We start from the raw sequence: 24254 nt of genomic DNA on the forward strand, positions 1-24254 counted from the left end.
ATTAAATGGCTTTAAGTTTTTGTGCTGCAATTCGAATTAAAACAAAAAGCAGTGTAATCCATAGAACAATAGAAATGATCGAAATGATTTCGTTTTCCAGCACTGTTCCGATTTTTTTAGGTTCATAATGAAAATCTTCAACATCTGCCCAATGTTCCTTGCTGATTGAATACGGTTTATCTCCCGCTGAAGGCTTTTTATTGCTGATGTATTTGATTTGCAAGCCGTTCATTTTCTGCGCCATCATATAACGATAATCTTCCGCCTGTTGCTGAAAATCCACATAAGATTCATAATCAGTATTCGACAATCCCATCGATAGATTTTTCATTGCGATGTAAGGATTCAAAAAAGAAACCGTTTTAGAAAAACTATTCTGTTTTTTGTAAATCTGAAGCAATTCGGCTAAATGTTCATTGTAAATTCTAGAACTTATTTTCTCGCCCTCGGTCATAATAAAACCAGAATAATTAAACGGAAGTTTCTGTACAGAATCGACTTTGTAAACGCTTAGGAGCGAATCTTTTATAGCCTTATAATGCGGATCATTCGGATTATGGCTGTCGCCTTGCTTTAAAATATCTTTCTCAATATCACTAGTAAACTGTATTTTAGAAGGCGCTTCGTAAATATAAGCTCCAATGGCTTGTGTAGTTCTTGGGAGAATAATCGTAAAAAGAAGCCAGATGCCAATAAGCGTGATAAGCGCTTTTTTGGAAGTTTTGCTAATTGCGGAAACTAAAACCGCAATAACGCAGAAAAACAGAAGATAAACCAAATGAAAAAACACAAATAAAATCATCTTAACCGTTTGATCTGCCGTGATAGAAAAGTCTTGAAGCAGCAGCCAAACGAAAATTAAAATCACAATAGCAGGAACAAAAAGCATCATAATAACACTTGCAATTCCTAATGTTTTTCCAATTAAAAGCTGTTTCCAGTTAATTCCTTGCGTTAAAAGTATTTTTAAGGTACCATTTTCACGTTCGTAAGCAATCGAATTAAAACCTAGAAAAAAGATTAACAAAGGCAGTAAAACCTGCAATACCAAAGCGATACTGATTTCACCAAATCGGAGCATACTGTTAGAAAAGCCTGCTTCGGAGAAATTGGCTGTGTTTTGCTTGTGGGCTTCCAAAAAAATGGCATTTCCAAAAAAAGGTTCCATTCCGAATTCAAAAACACTTAACGGAGTACTTTTTCTAAAAGCAAAATTCCCGTAATGCGCCATTCTATGCGGATTCTTATCTGGATTTTTCAACCAGTCTTCTCTCGATTCGTGCTGGTATTTTTCGCTCGTTTCGTTTTGGCTTTTATAGTTTTCCCAACCCGAAAATGTGGCGTATAAAAGCAAAATGCCTATAAAAAGCGTGATAATAAAAACAGCGGCGTTTTTAAAAACAGAATGCCTTAAATGTCTGGCAATTAAAAGTTCTGAGTGTAATATTTTCATATAAATTAGAATTTATAAGTTACGGTAAGGCTCGCATTTCTTGGACTTCCAGGAAATAATCTCAAATAATTCTGAGCGCCTAACCAATAGGTTTTGTTTAGCAGATTTCCTGCATTTACAGCAATTTGTATATCGCTATTATTGGGTTTGTAATAAAGCGCAGCATCAAAAATGGTAAAATCAGGAAGGGTAAAATCTCTAGTAAACCAAGGCACTTTACTGCTTTGGTACTGCATTCCGAATCCAATTCCGAAATCGTCTAGAACTGAATCTGAAGAAAAGTTATAGCGCGTCCATAAATTGGCGCTGTTTTTTGGTGTGTTTTGTTTTCGCTGTCCTATTAATGAAGCATCTGCATCATTCGTAATTTTAGCATCGATATAGCTGTACGAAACGTTAATTTGCCAATCTGGAGTGATATATCCAGCTAAATCACATTCAAAACCACGACTTCTTTCTGAACCTCTTGTTACCAGCAAATCGGGATTCACAGGATCATTCGCATTCATCAAAATATTACGCTGATTGATTTCGTAAACCGCAGCATTAAAACTTACGCTATTGTTGAAGAAAACAGCTTTCATTCCAAATTCCTTTAAATCACTTTCCAAAGGTTTAAATAGACTTCCAGCAGGCAGACTTCCCGTTTGCGGCATCAAAGTAGTGGTATTCGATTGTGGCTGATAGCCTTCTAGATACGTTGAGTAGACGTTTATCTCGTTGTTTATGGAATAAGTAACCCCAATTCTAGGCAATAAAGCCGATTTTTTAACGGTCAACTCGTTACTAGATTCATAATTTGTAATATCCTCAAACCATTCGCTTCTTAATCCCAATAAAAAACGAAACTTTTCCCATTGAATCTCATCCTGAATATAAACCGCATTGGTCGTTGTTAGGGCAGAAGGAAGCGCTGTACGAACATTTAAAACATAAGATTGTGTATCTCTTAAAGCGTACGAAGGATTATTCAAATCAAAGAAATTGACATTTGGTTTTGGCAAAACAACTCCGTTTACCGTAATCGTCTGATAGTTGGATGCATTTGCAGGAACAAAAGAACTCGCTACAGTACCATCATTCAATAAATAGCCTCTCGCAGCGTTTTGTCCGCCTCCTATATTTTTATTCCAACTGCTTAAATCGTAACCCGTCAATAATTTATGATTGAGTTTTCCGGTTTTAAAGTCAAAGTTGAAATAAGCGCTCAAATTGTCAATATCCCAATATTGTTTGCGCTGTACATACTGCATCATCGCCAAACTTGTAACAGGCTGATTGTTCATATCTACCGCAAAACCGTTTGTTGTGCGATGTTCTTGAAGATCTTCTGTCCAGGTTTGCTTCATATATGAGGCATTGAAACCAATTTTTGACGAAAATTTATGCGCTAAATTCGTCATGAAAATCATTTCTTTCGATTTAAAATAATCGCCAGAAGCGGCCAAATTTAAGCTAATTGGCGTTTGCTTTAAATTGGTTACGCCAGCAACAGCTCCAAAAATAGGCTGTCCGCGATCTAGTGTTCCTGTCATGTCGCTCAGAATCAGTTCGGTGTTAATTGCCGTTTTCTCATTTGGAACATAGCTGAACGAAGGAGAAATTAGAAAAGACTTATTGTTTACAAGATCACGAAATGATTTTGCTTCCTGATACGCTCCGTTTACGCGGTATAAAAGTGTTTTCGATTCGTTTAAAGGGCCTGTAAAATCCAAAGTACCACGAATCGTACTAAAACTTCCCACCATCAGACTTACTTCTTTTCGGTCGGTTGCCAAAGGTTTTTTGGTCACCATATTAATGCTTCCTCCTGGATCAACAGAAGAAAACGTAGCGCTAGATGGGCCTTTAATAACTTCAACGCGCTCGATATTGCTTGTTAATGGTTGCAGGAAATAATATTGTCTAGTGCGCATTCCGTTAATAATCTGGCCTTCTTCATTTTGACTAATTCCTCTTATGGTATATTGATTGTAAAAACTCGAAGGAATAACTCCACTAGCCATTTTGACAACATCGGCGAGATATATAGCACCTTTATCTGCAATTAATTCTTTTGTAATGCTTGAAATAGACTGCGGAATATCTTTGTTTAAAGAAGCTGTTTTGGTTGCCGAAAACGAATAATCGCTGTTGTATTTTCGCGTGGAGCGCCCAACAATTTCAACAGTTTGCAGTTCGTTTCGGTCAATTTGTAATTCGATATTTAAGAAATTGGAACTCGATTTTATCTGAATGGTTTTAAAACCCGCAGCAGAAATTTGAAGTGTTCCCTGACCTTCCAATGAAAATGCTCCATTTTGATCGGCTGTGGTTTCTTTATTCGAATTTAATAATTGAATAAAAGCATTCGGAATCGGTTCTTTAGTTTCTGCATCAATAATTTTTCCGCTGCTGTTTTGGGCATTTAGAAAAGAAAAACTGCTTACTAAAAAGAGTAAGGAAAAAACATGTTTCATGGTATGGAATGGAAAAACTAGGTTTCCTTTAAACCGTTTGTAAATACAAATTTTCTAGTTCGTTTGCCGAAATTTTCTCGGCCTCAATTACGGTTACCAAGTTTCCTTGTTTCATAATTCCGATATGAGAAGCCACTTCACGCGCTCTGAAAATGTCGTGAGTTGCCATTAAAATCGCCGTTCCGTCTGCAGAAAGCTCTTTTAGAATCTGAGAAAATTCATTAGAAGCTTTCGGGTCTAAACCGCTTGTAGGTTCGTCGAGCAAAAGCACTTTTGCTTTTTTAGCAATGGCAATCGCAATTCCGACCTTCTGGCGCATTCCTTTAGAATAACCGCCCAAATTCTGATCGTGTGCTTTAGGCTGTAATCCTGCTTTGTTTAAAAAATAGGTAAGTTCTCCTGTAGAGTATTTAAAACCTGCCAGAGAAGAGAAAAATTTTAGGTTTTCTAATCCAGTCAGATTTGGGTAAAGCATTACCGTTTCTGGAATGTAGGCAACAAATTCTTTCGTTGTTTTGGCATTCAGTGTAACGGGTATATTGTTGATTGTTAAAGTTCCGTCGGTTGGTTCTATAAAACCTAAAAAAAGATTAATTGTAGTGGTTTTTCCAGCACCGTTTTGACCTAAAAGCGCGAAGATTTCGCCTTCTTTAATCGTTAAATTTAAAGCATTCAAAGCAGTATGATCGCCATATTTCTTGGTCAGATTTTCAGCTGTAAGCATAGTGGTATTTTATTTGGATTAAATATTCGGAAAATAATAATTCAGACTTCAGAGCATACAGTATGAATGCCTGAAATTCTTTTTTTCTAATGAAAGGGAAAGTCTACAGTTGATTATCCGCGAAAGCGAAATAAGAAAACACAAAATGCTTCTTACTCTTTGCACTGAAAGCGAGAGTTTCTAAAAAGAGATAATCAAGTGACTAGAATAGAGCAGGAGGTGCCCTTAAAGCAAATAAACTGCCTTTGAAGAATGTGGAAACCGACTGTGTAAAAACATAGATCGGTTTAATGGTTATTTCTGTTTTTTGAAAAACTACCGTTTGAAAAGTACTGGGAATGTAAGTGCTGAAAGCAAAATGACAAATATGGCATTGCGTATCTGTCGCGTGGCTATGTGTTATTTCCTTTTGATTTTCGCTGGTATGATGTTCACAAGGTTTTTCTGAAAACTGTTTGATAACATGCTCATAGGAATGTACGGTCTGAAACAGCATTGAGGCCAATACTATTAAAGACATTAAAAAATTAACAGCGATAATTCTTTTTTTCATTCCAGATTTATCTGTCCGTTTTTTATTAAATTAAAACGCAACAGTGTTGCAAAGGTAGCGATCTAAATTTTAAAACCTAAAAAATAGGCGATAATTTTAAATTTGATAACATTGCAAAGCCTTGTTTTACGCCCACTTTACAGGTTATTGTATAATAATTGAAGGGTATGGAAATCAGAAGAACCGTCAAAATGTTTATGAAGAACTTCCTGAAAAATAGACTCTGAATTTTGTACGCTTGCAAATAAAGTCATGCAAGATTGCAATCTTTCTACATCAAGACTTTCGAAAATATCAGAAACATTTTCTTCTTTTTTAATAAGTTCTGAAGTAATTTCTACAAGATGTTTTCCTAAAATTGGATGTTCAAGAAAAGCAATCGCTTCGTCGGCATTTTTGATTTCGTAAAATTTGGATGTATCGCTTGAACCCATTCCTTTTATCTGTGGAAATATAAACCACATCCAAGGAGATTCTTTTTTGCCATTTTTGATTTCGTCCAGAGCCGTTAAATACAATTTGTTTTGAGCATCTAAAAAACGAAGTAATTCATTGTTATTGTAAGCCATTATTTACGATATTAATTTGGGGATATCAGGTGATAAATCTAGTTAAAATATGTTTACTTGTATGTGATGAAATCTTTTTTTTAAAGTCATTTTTTAACATTTTCAGCAGAATAATTTAAAAGGATGATTAGATGCAAAATAGCATGTCGGAATTTTGTATTAACAGAAAAAGTAGTACTAATAAGAGTTTTTATTGTTATAAAACAAAGTTTTTGTTGGCTATTCTGTTATGATTTTCCTATTTTTATGGACAGACGGTTTTACAACTGTCGCAAAAAAATAAAATTAAGATTGATATTGACCACTTTACAATATCAATATTTTCAACCGGGCACGCTTCGCCCATAAAAAAATACATGCTTATGAAAATAGGATTAATCGGATTCGGAAAGACTGGAAAATCAGTAGCTTCAATATTATTAGAAAATAAAAAATTCTGCTTAGAATGGGTTTTAAGACAAAGTACCGTTTTAGAACACAGATCGGTTCCAGAATTTTTTGGAGTGGAGTCAGAAGAACCCGGTTTAATCTATTCTAGTTCAAAAACTTCAATAGAAGAATTATTAGAAAAGCATCCTGTTGACGTTATTATCGATTTTTCGTCTCATCAGGGAATTTATACGTATGGAGAAGCTGCGGCAAAAAAAGAGGTGAAAATTATTTCTGCGATTTCACATTATAAAGATAAAGAGCTGGCATTTCTTAAAAAATTGGCTCAAAAAACTACCGTGTTTTGGTCACCAAATATTACGTTGGGTGTAAATTATCTTTTATTTGCTGCGAAATTTTTAAAGAAAATTGCGCCGTGGGTTGATATCGAAGTGAATGAAGAACATTTTAAAACCAAACAAGGAACGTCTGGAACAGCAGTAAAAATTGCAGAAGCGCTAGATGTTGACAAAGAAAATATTAATTCGGTTAGGGCAGGGGGAATTGTCGGAAAACATGAAGTCATTTTTGGTTTTCCTTTTCAGACAGTACGTTTAATACACGAGTCTATTTCGAGAGAAGCTTTTGGAAACGGGGTTATTTTTGTTGCCGAAAACCTAAAAGAAAAAGAAAAAGGACTTTATAATTTTGAAGATATTTTGTCGCCTTATTTTACGGTTTAGTTTTTTTGAAGGTGCTAAGGTTCTAAGATGCTGAGATGCTAAGGTTTTTGCCACGAAGGCGCTAAGACACAAAGATTTTTATCATAGACATTGTATTGTAGAGACGCACTGCAATGCGTCTACGCAACGAGAGCAAATACCTGAATGGTTTAAATCGCGCAAAGTCGCGAAGTCGCGAAGTTTTTTTAGCTTCTGAGATTTTAAGCCACGAAGTTTTTTTGCCACGAATTCACGAATTTTCGCTAATTAATGCTTTGCGTTAAAATTGCTGACGATTAATTTCTCAAATTTTTATCACTCAGAATGGTAAACACAACGTTTGTCATCCTGAGCTTAGTCGAAGCACACGGACGAAACTCTACAAAGATTGTCGAAATGCATTGCGGAGCTACTTGCGTGTCCTTCGACTCCGCTCAGGATGACAAAAAATGAGAATATATATTTAGTTTTTTTGATTATAAGGCTAAAAGAAAAATCCTATTTAATCATTTAATCTGTGGCAAATGAATTTCATAAAAAAAATTCGAGAAATATATTTGCAGTATAAAATTAGTGCAATTAGTGAAATTCGTGGCAGAAAAACACACAGCATAGGAACTTTAAAAAACTTCGTGCCTTAGCGCCTTTGTGGCAAAAAAGTAGCGTTTTAGCAGAAAACCTTAGCACCTTAGTATCTCAGAACCTTAGCACCTTAAAAAATTACTTCTCAATAATCATCGTAACGCCTTGTCCGCCTGCAGCACAGATCGAAATTAATCCTTTTCCAGAACCTTTTTCGTTGAGCAATTTGGCCATTACACCAATAATTCTTCCACCGGTTGCAGCAAAAGGATGCGCAGCCGCTAAACTGCTTCCTTTTACATTTAATTTATTTCGGTCAATTGCTCCTAAAGCTTTCTTTAAACCGATTTCTGCACTCAATTCTGGACTTTCCCAAATTTTTAAAGTGGCTAAAGTCTGAGCCGCAAAGGCTTCGTGAATTTCATAAAAATCAAAATCCTGAAGATTTAGTTCTGCTTTCTCCAACATTCTAGAAACCGCAAATAAAGGCGCCAATAAAAGATTCTGCTGATTTTTGACATATTCTATAGCCGCAATTTCGCCAAAAGTAATGTAAGCCAAAACAGGAAGACCTTGTTCTTTAGCCCATTCTTCGCTTGCCAATAGAACACAAGAAGCGCCATCGGTAAGGGGAGTTGAGTTTCCTGCGGTTAAGGTTCCGTTTACTTTATCGAAAGCTGGTTTTAGTTTAGCCAGTTTTTCAAGTGTAGAATCGGGTCTTAGATTATTGTCTTTTGCAAGACCGTTAAAAGGAGTAATCATATCATCAAAGAAACCTTCATCGTAGGCTTTTGCCATATTCAAATGACTTTTTAATGCCAATTCATCTTGTTCTTCGCGAGGTATTTTATAGTATTTGGCTGTAATTTCGGTATGTCCGCCCATCGAAAGTCCAGTTTGAGATTCTTCGTTTCTAGGAACTAATGGAGTAAAATCTTTTGGACGAAGTTTCAAAAACGTTTTAATTTTAGCGCCCAAAGATTTAGCCTGTCTGGCTTCTAACAACGTTTTTCTTAATTTTTCGCTTACCGCAATTGGCATATCACTGATAGAATCAACACCACCGGCAATACCAGAATCAATTTGTCCTAATGCAATTTTGTTGGCAATATAAAGAGCGCTTTCAATTCCCGTGTCGCAGGCCTGCTGTAAATCGCAAGCAGGAGTGGCAGGATCTAGAGTCGTTTTTAGAACACACTCTCTAATAAGATTCATATCATAAGAATGTTTTATCACGGCACCACCTGCAACTTCGCCTAAAAGCTTTCCGTTCAAATTGTATTTGTCAATAAGACCATTGAGTGCTGCAGTCATCATTTCTTTGTTTCCTACATTAGAATAAGCGGTATTAGCTCTTGCAAAAGGAATTCTGTTATAGCCTACAATGGCAACCTTTCTTATCGTATTTGATTTCATACAAAGTGTTTTTACGTGGATTTATTTTTATTTTTTGGAATGATAAAGATAGAAATAGAATTCGGTTTTAAACTTAATCTAGATTAATATTAGAAAGAAATAACTTAAAAAATCTGGGTTTTTAAATTTATTTCTTTGTTAAAGTATTACAAATTGTTAGATTAATTTAGAACGAATAAAAATAATTTGGAAAACCCAATATTTGAATTTACTTTTGCCGAACAATTATAAAATCAATCCAAAATGAAAATAATTTTTAATACCAAAGCTTACTTTTTAATGCTGCTTTTAAGTTCATTGCAAATGATGGCTCAGCAGGATTTTGGAAAAGTAGCTGGAAAAATTTCGTTAAGCGGTAATACTGCTGCTGAGAATATTTCAGTAACACTTAAAGGAACAAAATATTCTGACGTAACAACAGTTTCAGGACAATATGAAATTACAAGAGTAAAACCAGGAACTTATACAATTGTGATTCGTGCTGTAGGTATTGCACCATTAGAAGATAAGGTTGTAGTAACAGCAAAACAAACTACGACAAAGAATTTTTCATTAAACGAAAGTCAAGAAGATCTTCAAGAAGTTGTAATTACAAAAAATAAATACAAACAAGACAAACCATCAATGTCTTTGCGTCTTCAGACTCCAGTACTTGAAATTCCACAGAATATTCAAATTGTAAGCGGTCAGACTTTAAAAGACCAGCAGATTACAAGTATGAGCGACGGAGTTATCCGTAACGTGAGTGGTGCTGTACGTTTGGAGCACTGGGGAGATTTGTATACTAATATTACAATGAGAGGTTCTCAAATTCAGGCTTTTAGAAACGGATTTAACGTAGTTTCTTCTTTCTGGGGACCTTTAACAGAAGATATGAGTTTTGTAGATCATATCGAATTTGTAAAAGGACCAGCAGGTTTTATGCTTTCAAGCGGTGACCCAGCCGGATTATACAATGTGGTGACTAAAAAACCAACAGGAGTTACAAAAGGAGAGGTTAGTGCTTTGGTAGGAAGTTATGATTTCTACAGAGTAAGTGTAGATCTTGACGGAAAATTAGATAAAAAAGGAAAATTATTATATAGATTTAACGGAGCGGCTCAGAAAAAAGGTGCTGTACGTCCGTTTGAGCACAATGACCGTTATGTAATTGCTCCGGTAATTTCATATCAGTTTGATGACAAAACAAAATTGACATTTGAGTACAATTTCCAATATGCAAATATGACTGAAGTTGGTTCTTACTATGTTTTTGGACCAGAAGCGGGCGGATATGCTACACTGCCACGCAGTTTTACAATGACAGCGCCTGGGTTGCCAGATACAAATATTCAGGATCATAGCGGTTACTTGCAATTTGAACATAAGTTTGATGATAACTGGAAATTGACTGCACAGACTTCTTATTTCAAATATATTCAGCAAGGGTACAGCTCTTGGCCTGGAGTTGTAGGACCAGGGCCTGCTGACAGAGATTTTGATGGTGTTCCAGAAGGTAACCTTGCTTATGGTGAAATCATCAGAAATGTTGGAATCTGGGATGCAGAAAGTAATATGTACTTAGGACAGATTTTTGTGAACGGAAAATTTAATACAGGTTCTATTTCTCATAAAGTATTAGGGGGAGTAGATTTGGGAGATAAAGACTATATGGCAGATTGGGGACAATCTCATGATTTGGATACTGTTGATAATCCTTTTAATGTTTACAATCCAAATTATGGAACTCCTTCAAACGGATTCCCGCAGTTTGATCACGAAACACCTTTAAGCCAGAGAGCAGGAGGGCTTTACGGTTCGCAGTATGCAGCTGGATATTTGCAGGATGAACTTGGTTTTTTTCAAAATAAATTAAGATTGACTCTCGCTGCAAGATATACATGGATTAGCCAGACTAGTGCCTATGATGTACCTCAAGAAGACAGCCACATTACACCTAGAGCAGGTTTAAGTTTTTCTATTACTGATGATTTTGCGGTTTATGGACTATATGATCAAGCCTTTACACCTCAATCTGGAATTACTCAAAATGGAGATCCTATAAAGCCACTTACAGGTAATAACATAGAATTTGGTATCAAAAAAGACTGGTTTGACGGCTCATGGAATACTACTTTGTCCGCTTACAGAATTATAAAGAAAAATGAGCTTACTGCCGATCCAACAAATGGCCCGAATGATATTTATAAAGTTATCTTGGGAGAAAAAAGGGCAGAAGGTGTGGAGTTTGATGTTAGAGGAAAACTTTTTGAAGGTCTTAATTTAATTGCCAACTATGCTTTTACAGAATCTATTGTAACAGAATCAAGATTAAGCAGTATTGCTGTGGGAAGCACAGTTCCGGGATACGCTAAACATACTGCAAATGCATGGTTAAACTATACAGTGCAGTCTGGAAAAATTAAAGGTTTCGGAGCTTCTATCGGAGGAACTTTCCTTGACGGACGTCAAACGGATACTTGGAGCGAAGGACTTCAAAGATTGCCTTCTTACTTCAGACTTGACGGAGGTTTATCTTATGAAATTGGTAAAGTAAAAGTTACAGCAAACGTATTTAATATTTTAGACAAATACTTATACAGCGGTTCATACTATTCTTGGTTAAGTGCTTACTACTGGCAAGCAGAACCAGGAACAAACTTCAGAGTTGGTGTTTCTTACAAATTCTAATATGGTTTGTTTTCGTTGAAAAATTACAAATCACAAAAAAAAAGCATCTGTTAATTCAGGTGCTTTTTTTTTGAGGTTCTAAGGTGCTGAGCTTCTAAGATGCTAAGGTTTTTTCCTCTTTTTTGTCATCCCGAGGAACGAGGGATCTCCATGAGTAGCTCGGCAAAGATTGTCGATTTAGATTGTGGAGTTTCTTGTCGAGACCCCTCGTTTCTACGGAACTAATTTCTGATTCGGAAATTTTTCATCAACGGATTAAAAATCGTCGCTACAAAATTCGTCATTACTAACGGAATTCTTTAAAGAGCCATCGGCTCGATTTATATTGTAGCCCGGGATTTTAATCCCGGTTAGGTGAATTCCCAAATTAAAAGATCGTTAGGATCGAAACATTTTATTTATATTTTTCGATTTAGATTGTGGAGTTTCTTGTGGAGATCCCTCGTTCCTCGGGATGACAAATTATGCGATTAAAAATGCGTAAAACAAAATTGCGTGTTTATGTCAAAAAAAACTTAGGACCTTAGCATCTCAGCATCTTAGAACCTTTAAAAAGCTATCCTTTTCTAATCAACGGAATCAATTTTGTTCCAATCAATTCTATGGCGTTCATTAATTGAGAATGAGTCAATCCAGCGTTATCCATTTGGAACGTAAATCGATCAACGCCGCCAAGAGCTTCACTATGACGCAGGATTTTATCTGCTGCACGTTCTGGGCTTCCTACGATTAAAACGCCTAAATCATCAATTAAGCCGTCAAATTTTCCTTTTGTGACAGGAGGCCATCCTCTTTCGTATCCTAATTTTGTCCATAATTCGGCATAACCTGGATAATAATCGGCAATGGCGCTTTCTGTTGTTGTGCCCACATAACCAGGCGAATGCAAACCGACTTTTAATTCGTCAGGCGAAAAACCTGCTGCTTTTCCAGCTTCACGATACAAATCGACTAGAGGTTTAAAGCGATGCGTTTGTCCGCCAATAACAGCCACCATTAACGGAAGTCCGAGCGAACCTGCTCTAACAAAAGATTCAGGTGTTCCGCCAACGCCAAGCCAAATCGGCATTTTTTCCTGTAAAGCTCTCGGATAAACAGGCTGATTGTCTAAAGCTGGACGAAATTTTCCTTCCCAAGTTATAAATTCATTGTCGCGAATTTGTAATAGCAATTCCAATTTTTCGCTGAAAAGCGCATCATAATCTCGAAGATTATATCCAAAAAGAGGATAAGCTTCTATTGCAGAACCACGTCCCGCTACAATTTCGGCTCTTCCTTTAGAAATCAAATCTAAAGTCGCAAAACTCTGATATACGCGAACAGGGTCTGCTGCGCTCAAAACCGAAACAGCACTTGCCAGTCGGATATTTTTGGTTCTTGCCGCCGCCGCACTCAAGATGACAGCCGTAGCAGAATCTAAAAATTCTTTTTTATGATGTTCACCAATTCCGAAAACATCAAGACCAGCCTGATCTGCAAATTCAATTCGCTGCAACAACTGCTCCATGGCATCAACACTACTCAAAGTGTTGTTATCGCCGTACATTGCCGAAGCAAAACTGTCTATTCCTATTTCCATAAAATTTTCAATTTTATAAATTCCAATTTTTAAATTCCAAATTCCAAATTCCAAATTCCAAATTCCAAAAATCTCAAATTACCTGATATGCAATTATTTTTCAACACATAGAATCATAGGATTGTTGGTGCGTAAAAAGGCGTTTCACTTATTTAAAATCACATAGCTATGTGTTAAAATCTAGATTTTTTTAATTTACTCTTTTAGAAATCTAAATCTATGTTTCTATGTGTTGAAAATTGCAATTCGTTAATCTCAAATTCCAAAAATCTGCAATCTTAAATCTAAAATCTACAATCTTTATTAATGCGAGAATCCGAACGAAATACTCGTAATGATAATCATTATTACAATTAAAGTAATGCCAACATACAAATAATCTTTCTCTAATAAAAACGAGAAAAGCGAAAGTAAAACCCTTAAAACAGGCGTTAAAAACAAAAATATAATTCCTGTAAAAATTAGCGATTCACCGTTCCCTTGAATTGCTCCGTTATAAATTGCGGCGATAACTTCAAATATATTTCGGTCGTTTTCTTTGAAAACAGAATAATCTTCAATCTGGTTTCCGTTATGAAGCAAATAAACAATTCCGCCAAGAAAGGCTACTGATAATGAAATCCAAACGCCATAACGGAGTAAGTTTCCGATAATGGTTTGAAAATCTTTTTCTCCAAATTTTTCTTCCTGTCCCATATTAGATTTTTCCATTTAGTCCGTTATAAATCATGTTAATTGCCAAAACAAAAATCAGGCAGGCAAAAAATATTCTCAATTTCTTCGGATTCGTTCTCACTAAGATTTTAGCTCCAGCCATTGCTCCGAACAAAACGCCAATAACAACCGGCATACAGATCCCAGGTTCGATATATCCTTTCTGAATATAGATTACAGAACTCGCCATTGCCGTAACACCCATCATGAAATTGCTGGTTGTGGTCGAAACTTTAAACGGAACTCGCATAATATTATCCATTGCAATAACTTTAAAAGCACCAGAACCAATTCCGAGCAAACCAGACATCATTCCGGCAACGCCCATCATACTAAAACCGCCAATTACATTTTTGGTTCCGTATTTTACAACTTCGCCGTCGTGCGTTGGATATGTTCCTTCTAATTTTAATTTTTTAGCCAGCGGACTCGATTCTAAAACGATATGTTCTTCTTTTTTTCGAAGCGAATTAATAGCCGAAAAAATCAAGGTTAAACCAAATAAAACAGCAATAAACGAAGTAGGGGCGATCGTAGAAAGTAAAGCGCCACAAACTGCTCCGATAGTAGTAGCGATTTCGAGGAAAATTCCCATTCGCATGTTGGTAATTCCTTCTTTTACATAAGCAGCGGCAGAGCCTGAAGAAGTGGCGATAACAGAGACCAAAGCGGCTCCAATAGCATAATGAATATCGACACCGAGAAGAATAGTAAGAAGCGGAATAATAATGATACCGCCTCCTAAGCCTGATAATGAACCAATAAAGCCTGCTAAAAAGGCACCGAGAATCATGATCAGCGTAAAGGTAAGTATTGTCATTTAAGAGATGTTTTTGTAATTGCTAATTTACGAATACAAATTTGTTCACGGAAAAATTAGGGGCTTAATAAAAGCTTAAAAATTATTTTTAGTGGTCAGTGGTCAGTTCTTTAGTGTACAGTTTATCTTGGACTCTAGAACTAGAAGCTTTGTCAAAGTTTCAAACTTTGACAAAGTTTGTATTTACTGACTACTAAAAAACTGTACACTGAACACTCAAAAAGTGTTTATATTTGAAAATACAACGATTAAAAAATGAAGAATCAAATCCTGACTTATTCCTTAACGCATCATAAGAGTTTGTTTTCTCATGCCGATCAGAAGGAATATTTCTATATCCAGACGAGTGAGCATCCTTATATAAGCGAACCGTATCGTGCAGAAAGTTATGCGATTGAGTTTCTACGAAAAGGAAGTATAGTGATGCATATGGGACTTGAAAAAAAAGTAGTTCAAGCTCCAGCCATTATCACTTTAGGGCCATCGGTTATTAGAAGTTTTTCTAAAAATGAAGAAAAAATTTTAATCGATATTCTATTTTTTAAACCGCAATTCTTTCTAGAAAATCAGGCCAATGTGTTTTTTCTAACTCAATATGATTTCTTCGAAAACAGTTCTAGCCACTTCTCTGAGCTTACCAAAACAGATGAAAGCAAGTTTGAACGCATTTTTAGTTTAATTCAGGAAGTATCAGAAAAACAGTCTAAACATCAGTCGGCTATTTTGAGAAGTTATCTTTACATTTTAATTTATGAGATAGATGCGATTCAAAGAGAAAAAGAAATTGCTGAAGCGCAAAATCCTTTGTTTGTAAAGTTTAAAGCACTTCTTTTTAAAGATTTTCTAAGTTTTAGAAACGTACAGCATTACGCTGAACAATTAAATGTAAGTAGAAAGTATTTGTCTGAAGTCATAAAAAAGAACAGTGGTAAAACGGCAAGTGACTGGATTAACGAAATGGTAATTTTGGAAGCCAAAGTTTTACTGCAGAATAAAAATATGTCAATCAATCAGATTAGCGATATGCTTCATTTTTCTGATCAATCTATTTTTGGAAGATTTTTCAAAAACTCCGAAGGCATTTCGCCTTTAGAATATCGAAAAAAGCAGATATACTAAAACACCAACGGACATTTTGCACAAAATTCAAGCCGTATAGCTCTTTTTTTAGATTGCGAATCTCTTCAATTTTGCTTTTTTATTATTAAAGAAAAGAAATGAGTAAAATTGCAAAATTTGTTGTCATCATTAACGATAATGTCTTTTGGATGGAAGACAAAGCCGTTCAGTTTTATACCAATTTATTTGGAAAGGATTTAGGAGAAAAATATGCCGAAAAGCATTTGTCTCAAAAAGAATTGTTCGGGATTCAGAATGATTTTTCGATTGAAATTTTGATGGCTTTTCTCGGTGAAACTCCACAAGCGTATCTTAAACTGGATTCATCGAGAATATTAAATGAAAACCTTGGTGCATCAAAAGCAATCAATCTCAGCGAGATTATTTATTTTGATGAAGAAGATTTAACAGCACTTATTAAAAGAGCAGAAGAGATTGCTTTTCAGCGAAAACATGATTTAGTTTGGGTGAAAGCTTTTCCCGCAGATATTGGCTTGATCGAAAAATTACGATCATTAGATTACGAAGAATTTGACTGGACAGAAAGTGCTGAAGATCAATTTCCAGAACGAATTTACTTTCGAAAAGAAATGAAAAAGTAATTTTTAGTGTTCAGTGGTCAGTTTTTTAGTGTTCAGTTTATCTTGGATTCGAGAACTCAAAGTTAGAACATACGACTGAATACTAAAAAACTGAACACCGGCCACTAAGCCTATATTCTATTATCAACCGCAAAAGAGGTTTTTCCAATATTAGCAAGCAGTAAAGCAGCTGCGGCGCTTGTCCAAACCGAATAGTCTAGGGGAGCTTTTACCGAAACCGAAACCGACATGGCAAATGCAAAAGCGCACATTAAGAATGTAGTTCCAATAGCGGCAAGACGCGTTTTAAAACCAAATAACAATAACAAGCTTAGCAAAACTTCGAAGAAAGTGGCAATTCCGCCTAGAATTTCTGCTGTGGATTTGTTTGCCCATGGATTAAGAGATTGTATGTAGATTACAAAATTTTCCCAATTTCCCCAAGCAACGGCGTTAGATCCCGGTGCGCCCCAAACTCCAAATCGGTCTGCTACGGCCGATAACATTGTGATTCCTAAAACAATTCTTAAAATTAAACCTGCTTCTAGTATTGTGATATTTTTCATTCTATAATTAATTTTTTATTTGGAGGTGTTCGAGGTTTTTTTTGACCAAGGTTTTGTTTCCAACTACTTTAAAACCAAGTTTTAAGTACAGTTTTTTAGCACTCGGATTGTCTTCTTCAACCAATAGTCCTAAAACCTCTTTATTTTTATGAACGTATTTATCAATTAAAAATTGCAATAATTGAGAACCAATTCCTTTTCCTTGATATTTCGGATTTACGCCCAATGAATCGATATAATATTCTCCTTCACGCGTTTCAAACTCTGGATCGAACTCTGGATTATAATGTTTTCTGACGTACTCAATAATCGGATTTCGTAATTTCTCAATGTCTCCTCCATTATAAATATTGACGGCGCCAATAATTTCGTTATTTTCCTCCGCCACAAAACAGTTTTGATACGAATATTGGTTGTTTTCCCTCTCAATAAAGTATTGCAGAAAATCTTTCGCGCAAGCGTAATCTTCCTTCGCAATAAATTTGTAGATGATATCTTCCATCGCCAATAATAATATAGGAGCGATATATACTGCGTCTGTTTTTTCTGCTTTTCTGATATTCATTTTGAAGTGTTTTTAGCAAATTTAATGCTTTCTATAGGATCGTTTAAGTAGTTGTGAATAGTTTTTTTTAACGCAAAGCACGCAAAGTTTTTTTTTGCTGAGTGTAAGTTTTGGCAGTAATAAGAACGCAAAGTTTCCTATTGGGTCTATATAAAGCTTTGTCAAAGTTTTAAACTTTGACAAAGCTATTAATGGTTTTCTCTCATTTTATGTCATCCCGAGGAACGAGGGATCTCCGCAAGAAACTCCATCCAGCACTTCACCAATCTTTGTAGAGCTACTTTTGGAAGTCCCTCGTTCAAGATGGCAAAAATGAGAATAAACTTTGCGCCTCTGCACCTTTGCGAGATTAAACAAAACTTTGTGCCTTAGCGCCTTTGTGGCAAAAAATTATCATTTAAAATCTGCTCAAATCAAAATAAATCTGCGTGAAACAAAAAAAGCCGAATATCTACCAATATACACTCAATATATACCAATCAAGAGATTTTAACTACGCTTATATTTGTAGTATAATTTTAATTTAAAAATTAAAAAAGAAATGAAAGCAATAGGATTTAAAACCTCATTCCCCATAGAGAACCCAGAAAGTTTTATCGAATTTGAAACCGTAAAACCAATTCCGGGGCCATACGATTTATTAGTTAAAATTGATGCGATTTCGGTAAATCCAGTCGATTTTAAAATACGACAGAATAGTGCAAAAGATACCGTTTTAGAAACGCCAAAAATAATTGGTTGGGACGCTGTGGGCATTGTGCAGGCTGTCGGACAAGACGTTACTTTGTTTGAAGTCGGAGATCCTGTTTATTACGCAGGAGATATTACCAAACAAGGGAGCAATGCCGAATATCAGATTATCGATGAAAGAATTGTCGGCAGGAAACCAAAATCATTGAGCATTGAAGAATCAGCTGTAATTCCGCTAACTGCTTTAACGGCTTGGGAGATTTTATTTGACAGAATCAGGATTAGTGCCGATAAAGACAAAGGAAAATCAATTTTAATTATTGGCGGAGCTGGTGGAGTAGGTTCGATTGCCATTCAATTGGCCAAGAAAATTGCGGGTTTAACGGTAATTGCAACCGCGTCGCGCCCAGAAACAATTGATTGGTGCAAAGCGCAAGGAGCAGATTTTGTAGTAGATCATAAAGACCTAATTTCGTCAGTTCGAGAAGCTGGTTTTGAGCATGTTGACTTTATTCTGGATTTTGTAGATACCAATGCCTATTGGGATATTATGGTAGAATTGATAAAACCTCAGGGACATATTGCTTCTATTACAGGAAGCAGCGATCCTGTTGCATTAACCAAACTGAAAAGTAAAAGTGTTTCTTTTTCTTGGGAATTGATGTACACACGTTCGATGTATCAGACCGAAGACATGATCGAACAGCATAATATTCTAAATATTGTAGCCGATTTATTGGATGATGGTATTCTAAAAACCACTTTAAATACTACTTTAAACGGACTTACAGCCGAAAACTTGAAAAAAGCGCACGAACTTTTAGAATCTGGAAAAACCATTGGGAAAATTGCGATAAAATTTTAAGCATAAAACCTGTCTGTGATAGCTGTAGAAAGGTTATTTGGAATTGATTTAAATAATATTGTTGTTAGATAAGAAAATTTTGTATTTTAGTCCGCTTACAAGCCAAATTTGTATTTCATTTTTTTAACCTAAACAAAATTATTTATGATTTCAAAAAACACAGACCTCGGATTATTGCTATTGCGTATCAGCACTGGCGGATTAATGCTTTTTCACGGTGTTTCTAAACTGATTCACGGAATTTCGTTCTTAGTAGAAAACATGGGCGCATTTGGATATGCGGTTTATATTGGAGAAGTTCTAGCACCAATTGCTATTTTATTAGGATTCAGAACTAGAATTGCTGCGGTTCTTTTGGCTATCACTTGTGTAGTAGCAGTTGCAACGGCGCATTCTAAAGAAATTTTCTCAATTAGCGAACACGGAGGTTATGCTTTAGAATTATTAGCACTGTACTTTTTTGGCGCTCTTGCTTTGTTTTTTACTGGAGCTGGCAAATATGCCGTTTCTAAAAACAATCAATGGGACTAATTTAAGGTTCATAATATAAATTATTAGAAAGCTCTAAATTTCGATTTAGAGCTTTTTTGTTTTCATTCCTTTCATTCTGATAGACGATCTTATCATTTTGATAAGCTTTTATAAATCAATTATAATCTGATATTTTTATTTGTCTTATAATGAGTTGTTTATAAATGGCTCAAATGCTCTGGCATGCCTTTTGTTTTTTACGGTTAACATAAAAAGTATAAGCAATATGAAAACGAATAACAGAAGAAGCAAAGAAATCAGTAAGACCTATTTATCAAACAAATCAAGACGAAATAAAGATCGGTTTGTCAATTTAATGGTATTTACTACCGTTCTTTTTATTACTATTATGATAATTGCTAAAATAGTTTAGCTTTTACTATGAAAACAGCTCAGCTTAGAATGGAAACAGTCGTTTTTCCTTTTGATGAAAAGAGTGCAGAAACTCCTGATTTTATTATTGAGGAAACTAGCGTCGAACATGTTTTTTATATGAATGAAATCTGTAAAGAAACGCTGTTGTCTGCAGCAGCTCGCGGAACAGGAATTTCTGGACGTCCGCCTGAACTTTTGGCAAAAAAGATGAAAGAAGGTGAAGCCGTTATTGCTTTTGCACCAGACGGTAAATGGGCGGGTTTTGCTTTTATATCTTCGTGGGAAAACGGCCGTTATGTTTCGAATTCAGGATTAATTGTCGCACCCGAGTTTAGACATACAGGTCTGGCTAAAAGAATCAAGAGAAAGATTTTTGAACTTAGCCGTGAAAAATATCCAAATGCTTTGATATTTAGTCTTACGACAGGTCTTGCCGTTATGAAAATGAATCATAAACTCGGTTTTGAGCCTGTTACGTATGCTGAATTGCCTAAAGATGAACAATTTTGGGAAAACTGTAAAAGCTGTATCAATTGTCCGATTTTAGTAAGTAAAGGCAGGAAAAACTGTTTGTGCACTGCTATGCTTTATAATCCGAAAGAGAAGTAAATCTGCTAAAAATAAAGATTTTGTAAAATTAACAGGAAAAAATACTTTTTTATGCTATGTTTGCGCTCAAATTATTCAATCGGTTATCAAAATAGCAATGAAATCTGTATTCGCACTTATTCTTTTTGTTCTTTCTTTTTCTACTCAAGCGCAATCTGTAAATGGTATTGTTAATGACGCAGACGGAAAATCTGTCTCAGAAGTATTAATTCGTGATTTAACTTCCAAAACACACGCACATACCGATGGAGACGGAAAATTTACATTAGAAGGAGTGCAGGTTAATGACAGTTTAGAAATCACTAAAAAAGGATTTGTAGCTCAAAAGATAAAACTGGCTTCTTTTGATTTTCTGACAATTTCCATAGACGAAAAACCATTTTTACTAGAAGAAGTTAAGATTAGCAACAATCTAAAGTACTTGAATACCATTTCTAAAATTGATTTGGAAATTCAGCCCATTTCAAACTCTCAGGATTTATTGCGAAAAATTCCAGGACTTTTTATAGGTCAGCACGCGGGCGGTGGCAAGGCAGAGCAGATTTTCTTAAGAGGTTTTGACTGCGACCACGGTACAGACATAAATATCACCGTAGACGGAATGCCAGTAAATATGGTGTCTCACGCACACGGACAAGGTTATTCTGATCTGCATTTTGTAATTCCTGAAACCGTTGATAATATTGATTTTGATAAAGGAGCTTATTTTGCAGATAAAGGAGATTTCACAACTGCTGGATATGTTGGTTTTAATACCAAAAATGCGTTGCAAAACAGCTCTATTTCTTTTGAAGGTGGGCAATTTGATACTTTCCGTACTGTTGCCATGTTTAATTTATTGAATAAAGAAAACCAATCGGCTTATTTTGCGGGAGAATACATGATGACTGATGGTTATTTTGATGCGCCTCAGAACTTTAACCGAATTAATTTATTTGGAAAATATAGTGCTAAAATGGACAATGGAGACCGTTTGGCGTTATCGGTTTCGCATTTTAAGAGCCAATGGGATGCCAGCGGACAAATTCCAGATCGCGCTGTAAATGATGGAACAATCTCGCATTACGGAGCTATTGATTCGAATGAAGGCGGAAATACAGACAGAACCAACTTCAATTTGCAGTATGACGCTAGAATTGATGAAAACACGCATATAAAAAGCAGTGCTTATTTAAGCAAATATGGTTTTGAACTGTACTCTAACTTTACTTTTTTCTTAAACGATCCTGTAAACGGAGACCAGATTAAACAGAAAGAAAACAGAACTATTGTTGGTTTTCAGTCAGAATACGATCAGAAACTAAACGAAAAATGGCGTTTTAAACTTGGAGCTGGATTAAGAAATGATAATAATAAAGATGTAGAATTATCGCATACGCTAAACAGAAAAACGGTTTTAGACTATTTGAGTTTAGGAAATGTGAACCAAACCAATCTTTTTACTTATACTAGTTTTGATTTTACTTCTGGCAAATGGCTTATCAATACAGGCTTGCGTTTGGATTATTTCAAATTTGGATATGAAGATCAATTGCTGGAGACTTATGCCAATCAAACGCAGACAAAAGCGATTGTGAGCCCGAAATTGAACTTTTTGTACACGCAAAATGATAAACTGCAATATTTCTTAAAACTTGGAAAAGGATTTCATAGCAATGATACGCGCGTAGTTGTGGCTCAAAAGGGAGAAAAAATTCTGCCAGAAACGTATGGAGCAGATTTAGGAATTAATTGGAAACCCTTTCCAAGAATGATTATCAATTCGGCAGTTTGGTATTTGTATTTAGCGCAGGAATTTGTGTACGTTGGAGATGAAGCTGTTGTAGAACCAAGCGGTAAAACGGAAAGAAAAGGATTTGATTTTGGTTTTAGATACCAATTGACCAACTGGCTATTTTGGAATACCGATTATACGTATACGCACGCTAGAGCAATTGACGAACCAAAAGGTGAAGACTATCTGCCTCTTGCGCCAAAAAACACTTTAATGAGCGGACTTTCGGTAAAAGATTTAAAAGGTTTTTCGGGTAGTTTAAGAACTCGTTTCTTAGGCGACAGACCTGCAAACGAAGACAATTCTGTTGTGGCAAAAGGCTATTGCATAACTGATTTTTCTGTGAATTATCAGATTAAGAAAGTTTCTATCGGCGTAAACATCGACAACATTTTCAATACAAAATGGAAAGAAACACAATTCTTAACTGAATCTAGACTGGCAAACGAAACAGACCCTGTTGAAGAAATTCATTTTACCGCTGGAACACCTTTTAATGCGAGATTGATTTTGAAATATGCTTGGTAATGTGCCAATTTGTTAATTAGAAAATTAGATAATGAATCAATTAATTAGTTTTTTATTGATAAAGAGGGTCTGGTTCGAGAGTAAGGTCTTTTGAACGTGAAGGTCATTTAAATTTTTTCTTTTCTAACCCCCGGCTGTTTTTATTTTTTTGTGAGATTATCCTATATTTGGTTGGTGGTTAGATTCTGGTTGAGAATAATTTGGCCGATTTTTTTTTAATGGAACATCTTCAGCGTATGAAATTTAAAAGTAAAATAAAAGTCTTTTTGGTAGTGCTTTTTATGATTCAGTCCATTCATAGTTCTGCACAGCTACCTTCGGAAACTATGAAGATCTCCCTGTCCTATCCAGAAATCGAAGGAATGATTGTTGGAACCATTGCGGTAAAGAACCAGAACAATAAAAAATATAAAAAAGTATTTTCTCTGAAAAGATGCCATTTGCCTTTTAAGGAATCAAGGAGGGCTACGGATTCTTTACGAAAAAAAGGCGTACTGTCTGATATTTACGACAGCGTGACATTCAGTGCTAAAAAATGCGATTTTGAGCAGGATGGCCAATCGGTCTATTTTTTCAGCATTGTAAAACCCAGAGGAGATTACAGGTTTTATGTCCTGCAGATTATAGGGAGCAGAGGTTTTATTGCCCCTGTAGATCTTATAAATCTTGACATATCTTTTTCAATTGAGCCAGGGACAATCAAGTATCTGGGAGAAATAAGCTATGATGAGAAAAATGGTACAATTGAAGTGATTGACCAAAGGCAGCGGGATCAGTTGGTGCTTAAGGAAAAGTTTCCGATGCTGAAGTTTTAAAGGTCATAGTTTACTAGAGCTCCATGCTAAGTAAGTGCATTTGTTACTAAGAATTTTCTTTTATCATTTTGTTGAATTGATTTTTTTGATGTACTTTTAACATTATAATCGTTAAAATTTCTTCATTATGAAAAAGATTGGAATGTTTTTAATGTTTACAGTTGCATTGTCCACAAATTACTCTTGCAGCAAGCATGATGACGAGGTAATTATAAATTGCTTTGCGGAATCTGTTTATATTAAATTGCATAATTCTACTGACGCTGCTAATCCAAAATTAATGAACTATTCCGTTGAATATTCTGGGACAGGAACGTTGACTTCAGTAAAATGGAATTTTGGAGATGGAACTACAGGAACAGGAGCTGCGGTTACCCATACTTATACCGCTGCAGGGGAGTACACAGCTACAGCTGAAGTAACGGTTAAAGTAGATGGATCTGAATGCACCTCAATTCCGAAAAGAACTGTCACAGTGAATTAATTATTTAGCTTAAAGAAAGCTTTGATTGATGGAATCACTGAATTAAAGTTAGAAGATTTTTTCTTTCTTTAGTTAACCAATCATTACATTATCTAATTTTCTAATTGGCAAATTGCCACATT

The 24254-nt window shown here is 35.5% G+C and carries 20 protein-coding genes; 10 read left to right on the forward strand and 10 right to left on the reverse strand.

The window, feature by feature from the left end; translation table 11 throughout:
• Nucleotide 1 precedes the first annotated feature (1 nt).
• The 4 genes from ACWA1F_RS06320 to ACWA1F_RS06335 all read right to left on the reverse strand — a co-directional run bounded on the left by ACWA1F_RS06320 (nt 2) and on the right by ACWA1F_RS06335 (nt 5758).
• The gene (locus tag ACWA1F_RS06320; RefSeq protein WP_456892531.1) at nt 2-1453 is read right to left on the reverse strand and encodes an ABC transporter permease; all 1452 of its coding nucleotides are present in this window, start codon (nt 1451-1453) and stop codon (nt 2-4) included.
• Nucleotides 1454-1458: 5 nt separating this feature from the next.
• Complete coding sequence (locus ACWA1F_RS06325) at nt 1459-3912, reverse strand: TonB-dependent siderophore receptor (protein WP_456892533.1); 2454 nt, start codon at nt 3910-3912, stop codon at nt 1459-1461.
• Between the two features lie 28 nt (nt 3913-3940).
• Nucleotides 3941-4636, reverse strand: a complete 696-nt coding sequence (locus ACWA1F_RS06330; protein WP_456892535.1) for an ABC transporter ATP-binding protein — start codon at nt 4634-4636, stop codon at nt 3941-3943.
• A 690-nt stretch (nt 4637-5326) separates the two neighbouring features.
• Nucleotides 5327-5758, reverse strand: coding sequence for a DUF1810 domain-containing protein (locus ACWA1F_RS06335; protein ID WP_306160092.1), 432 nt, complete (start codon nt 5756-5758; stop codon nt 5327-5329).
• Nucleotides 5759-6120: 362 nt separating this feature from the next.
• On the opposite strand from ACWA1F_RS06335, the gene ACWA1F_RS06340 reads away from it, so the two are divergent.
• Complete coding sequence (locus ACWA1F_RS06340; protein WP_456892538.1) at nt 6121-6870, forward strand: 4-hydroxy-tetrahydrodipicolinate reductase; 750 nt, start codon at nt 6121-6123, stop codon at nt 6868-6870.
• Nucleotides 6871-7569: 699 nt separating this feature from the next.
• Here the strand turns inward: ACWA1F_RS06340 and ACWA1F_RS06345 are convergent.
• A complete protein-coding gene (locus ACWA1F_RS06345; protein ID WP_456892540.1) occupies nt 7570-8847 on the reverse strand; it encodes an acetyl-CoA C-acetyltransferase in 1278 nt (425 codons plus the stop codon).
• A gap of 243 nt (nt 8848-9090) precedes the next feature.
• On the opposite strand from ACWA1F_RS06345, the gene ACWA1F_RS06350 reads away from it, so the two are divergent.
• Entirely contained in the window at nt 9091-11517 is a 2427-nt protein-coding gene (locus ACWA1F_RS06350) for a TonB-dependent siderophore receptor (protein WP_456892542.1), read from the forward strand.
• A 556-nt stretch (nt 11518-12073) separates the two neighbouring features.
• On the opposite strand, the gene ACWA1F_RS06355 is transcribed toward ACWA1F_RS06350, so the two are convergent.
• The 3 genes from ACWA1F_RS06355 to ACWA1F_RS06365 form a co-directional block, all read right to left on the reverse strand.
• Nucleotides 12074-13096: an LLM class flavin-dependent oxidoreductase gene (locus ACWA1F_RS06355; protein ID WP_456892543.1), complete on the reverse strand. Its 1023-nt coding sequence runs from the start codon at nt 13094-13096 to the stop codon at nt 12074-12076.
• Nucleotides 13097-13399: 303 nt separating this feature from the next.
• Nucleotides 13400-13807, reverse strand: a complete 408-nt coding sequence (locus ACWA1F_RS06360; protein WP_456892545.1) for a DUF1634 domain-containing protein — start codon at nt 13805-13807, stop codon at nt 13400-13402.
• Nucleotides 13794-14630, reverse strand: a complete 837-nt coding sequence (locus ACWA1F_RS06365; protein ID WP_306160104.1) for a sulfite exporter TauE/SafE family protein — start codon at nt 14628-14630, stop codon at nt 13794-13796. The genes ACWA1F_RS06360 and ACWA1F_RS06365 overlap by 14 nt, the downstream gene beginning before the upstream one ends.
• Before the next feature lie 255 nt (nt 14631-14885).
• Between ACWA1F_RS06365 and ACWA1F_RS06370 the strand changes: the two genes are divergently transcribed.
• Entirely contained in the window at nt 14886-15749 is an 864-nt protein-coding gene (locus tag ACWA1F_RS06370; protein WP_456892548.1) for a helix-turn-helix domain-containing protein, read from the forward strand.
• Between the two features lie 98 nt (nt 15750-15847).
• On the forward strand, nt 15848-16351 hold the full coding sequence (locus tag ACWA1F_RS06375) for a hypothetical protein (protein ID WP_456892550.1): 504 nt from the start codon (nt 15848-15850) through the stop codon (nt 16349-16351).
• A 110-nt stretch (nt 16352-16461) separates the two neighbouring features.
• Here ACWA1F_RS06375 and ACWA1F_RS06380 read toward each other — a convergent pair whose 3' ends face one another.
• Nucleotides 16462-16896, reverse strand: a complete 435-nt coding sequence (locus tag ACWA1F_RS06380; protein WP_456892551.1) for a DoxX family membrane protein — start codon at nt 16894-16896, stop codon at nt 16462-16464.
• Nucleotides 16897-16903: 7 nt separating this feature from the next.
• A complete protein-coding gene (locus tag ACWA1F_RS06385; protein ID WP_456892553.1) occupies nt 16904-17461 on the reverse strand; it encodes a GNAT family N-acetyltransferase in 558 nt (185 codons plus the stop codon).
• 541 nt (nt 17462-18002) lie between these two features.
• Here ACWA1F_RS06385 and ACWA1F_RS06390 point away from each other — a divergent pair.
• The 6 genes from ACWA1F_RS06390 (at nt 18003) to ACWA1F_RS06415 (ending at nt 24132) form a co-directional block, all read left to right on the forward strand.
• The gene (locus ACWA1F_RS06390) at nt 18003-19016 is read left to right on the forward strand and encodes a zinc-binding alcohol dehydrogenase family protein (protein ID WP_456892555.1); all 1014 of its coding nucleotides are present in this window, start codon (nt 18003-18005) and stop codon (nt 19014-19016) included.
• A 144-nt stretch (nt 19017-19160) separates the two neighbouring features.
• The gene (locus tag ACWA1F_RS06395; protein WP_456892557.1) at nt 19161-19547 is read left to right on the forward strand and encodes a DoxX family protein; all 387 of its coding nucleotides are present in this window, start codon (nt 19161-19163) and stop codon (nt 19545-19547) included.
• 492 nt (nt 19548-20039) lie between these two features.
• Nucleotides 20040-20531 carry a GNAT family N-acetyltransferase gene (locus ACWA1F_RS06400; RefSeq protein ID WP_456892605.1) on the forward strand — a complete coding sequence of 164 codons (492 nt, stop codon included), beginning with the start codon at nt 20040-20042 and terminating at the stop codon, nt 20529-20531.
• A gap of 97 nt (nt 20532-20628) precedes the next feature.
• Nucleotides 20629-22833, forward strand: coding sequence for a TonB-dependent receptor (locus ACWA1F_RS06405; RefSeq protein WP_456892559.1), 2205 nt, complete (start codon nt 20629-20631; stop codon nt 22831-22833).
• A gap of 236 nt (nt 22834-23069) precedes the next feature.
• A complete protein-coding gene (locus tag ACWA1F_RS06410) occupies nt 23070-23648 on the forward strand; it encodes a hypothetical protein (protein ID WP_456892561.1) in 579 nt (192 codons plus the stop codon).
• Nucleotides 23649-23775: 127 nt separating this feature from the next.
• The gene (locus ACWA1F_RS06415; RefSeq protein WP_456892563.1) at nt 23776-24132 is read left to right on the forward strand and encodes a PKD domain-containing protein; all 357 of its coding nucleotides are present in this window, start codon (nt 23776-23778) and stop codon (nt 24130-24132) included.
• Nucleotides 24133-24254 lie beyond the last annotated feature (122 nt).

This window comes from Flavobacterium erigeronis, assembly GCF_054075165.1.

Excerpts from the sequence above, each read along its gene's own strand:
- ACWA1F_RS06330 (WP_456892535.1), bottom strand. The coding sequence starts at position 4,636 with ATGCTTACAGCTGAAAATCTGACCAAGAAATATGGCGATCATACTGCT.
- ACWA1F_RS06350 (WP_456892542.1), top strand. The coding sequence starts at position 9,091 with ATGAAAATAATTTTTAATACCAAAGCTTACTTTTTAATGCTGCTTTTA.
- ACWA1F_RS06325 (WP_456892533.1), bottom strand. The coding sequence starts at position 3,912 with ATGAAACATGTTTTTTCCTTACTCTTTTTAGTAAGCAGTTTTTCTTTT.
- ACWA1F_RS06340 (WP_456892538.1), top strand. The coding sequence starts at position 6,121 with ATGAAAATAGGATTAATCGGATTCGGAAAGACTGGAAAATCAGTAGCT.
- ACWA1F_RS06375 (WP_456892550.1), top strand. The coding sequence starts at position 15,848 with ATGAGTAAAATTGCAAAATTTGTTGTCATCATTAACGATAATGTCTTT.
- ACWA1F_RS06415 (WP_456892563.1), top strand. The coding sequence starts at position 23,776 with ATGAAAAAGATTGGAATGTTTTTAATGTTTACAGTTGCATTGTCCACA.
- ACWA1F_RS06405 (WP_456892559.1), top strand. The coding sequence starts at position 20,629 with ATGAAATCTGTATTCGCACTTATTCTTTTTGTTCTTTCTTTTTCTACT.
- ACWA1F_RS06380 (WP_456892551.1), bottom strand. The coding sequence starts at position 16,896 with ATGAAAAATATCACAATACTAGAAGCAGGTTTAATTTTAAGAATTGTT.
- ACWA1F_RS06370 (WP_456892548.1), top strand. The coding sequence starts at position 14,886 with ATGAAGAATCAAATCCTGACTTATTCCTTAACGCATCATAAGAGTTTG.
- ACWA1F_RS06400 (WP_456892605.1), top strand. The coding sequence starts at position 20,040 with ATGAATGAAATCTGTAAAGAAACGCTGTTGTCTGCAGCAGCTCGCGGA.
- ACWA1F_RS06365 (WP_306160104.1), bottom strand. The coding sequence starts at position 14,630 with ATGACAATACTTACCTTTACGCTGATCATGATTCTCGGTGCCTTTTTA.
- ACWA1F_RS06360 (WP_456892545.1), bottom strand. The coding sequence starts at position 13,807 with ATGGAAAAATCTAATATGGGACAGGAAGAAAAATTTGGAGAAAAAGAT.
- ACWA1F_RS06320 (WP_456892531.1), bottom strand. The coding sequence starts at position 1,453 with ATGAAAATATTACACTCAGAACTTTTAATTGCCAGACATTTAAGGCAT.
- ACWA1F_RS06390 (WP_456892555.1), top strand. The coding sequence starts at position 18,003 with ATGAAAGCAATAGGATTTAAAACCTCATTCCCCATAGAGAACCCAGAA.
- ACWA1F_RS06355 (WP_456892543.1), bottom strand. The coding sequence starts at position 13,096 with ATGGAAATAGGAATAGACAGTTTTGCTTCGGCAATGTACGGCGATAAC.
- ACWA1F_RS06395 (WP_456892557.1), top strand. The coding sequence starts at position 19,161 with ATGATTTCAAAAAACACAGACCTCGGATTATTGCTATTGCGTATCAGC.
- ACWA1F_RS06335 (WP_306160092.1), bottom strand. The coding sequence starts at position 5,758 with ATGGCTTACAATAACAATGAATTACTTCGTTTTTTAGATGCTCAAAAC.
- ACWA1F_RS06410 (WP_456892561.1), top strand. The coding sequence starts at position 23,070 with ATGAAATTTAAAAGTAAAATAAAAGTCTTTTTGGTAGTGCTTTTTATG.
- ACWA1F_RS06385 (WP_456892553.1), bottom strand. The coding sequence starts at position 17,461 with ATGAATATCAGAAAAGCAGAAAAAACAGACGCAGTATATATCGCTCCT.
- ACWA1F_RS06345 (WP_456892540.1), bottom strand. The coding sequence starts at position 8,847 with ATGAAATCAAATACGATAAGAAAGGTTGCCATTGTAGGCTATAACAGA.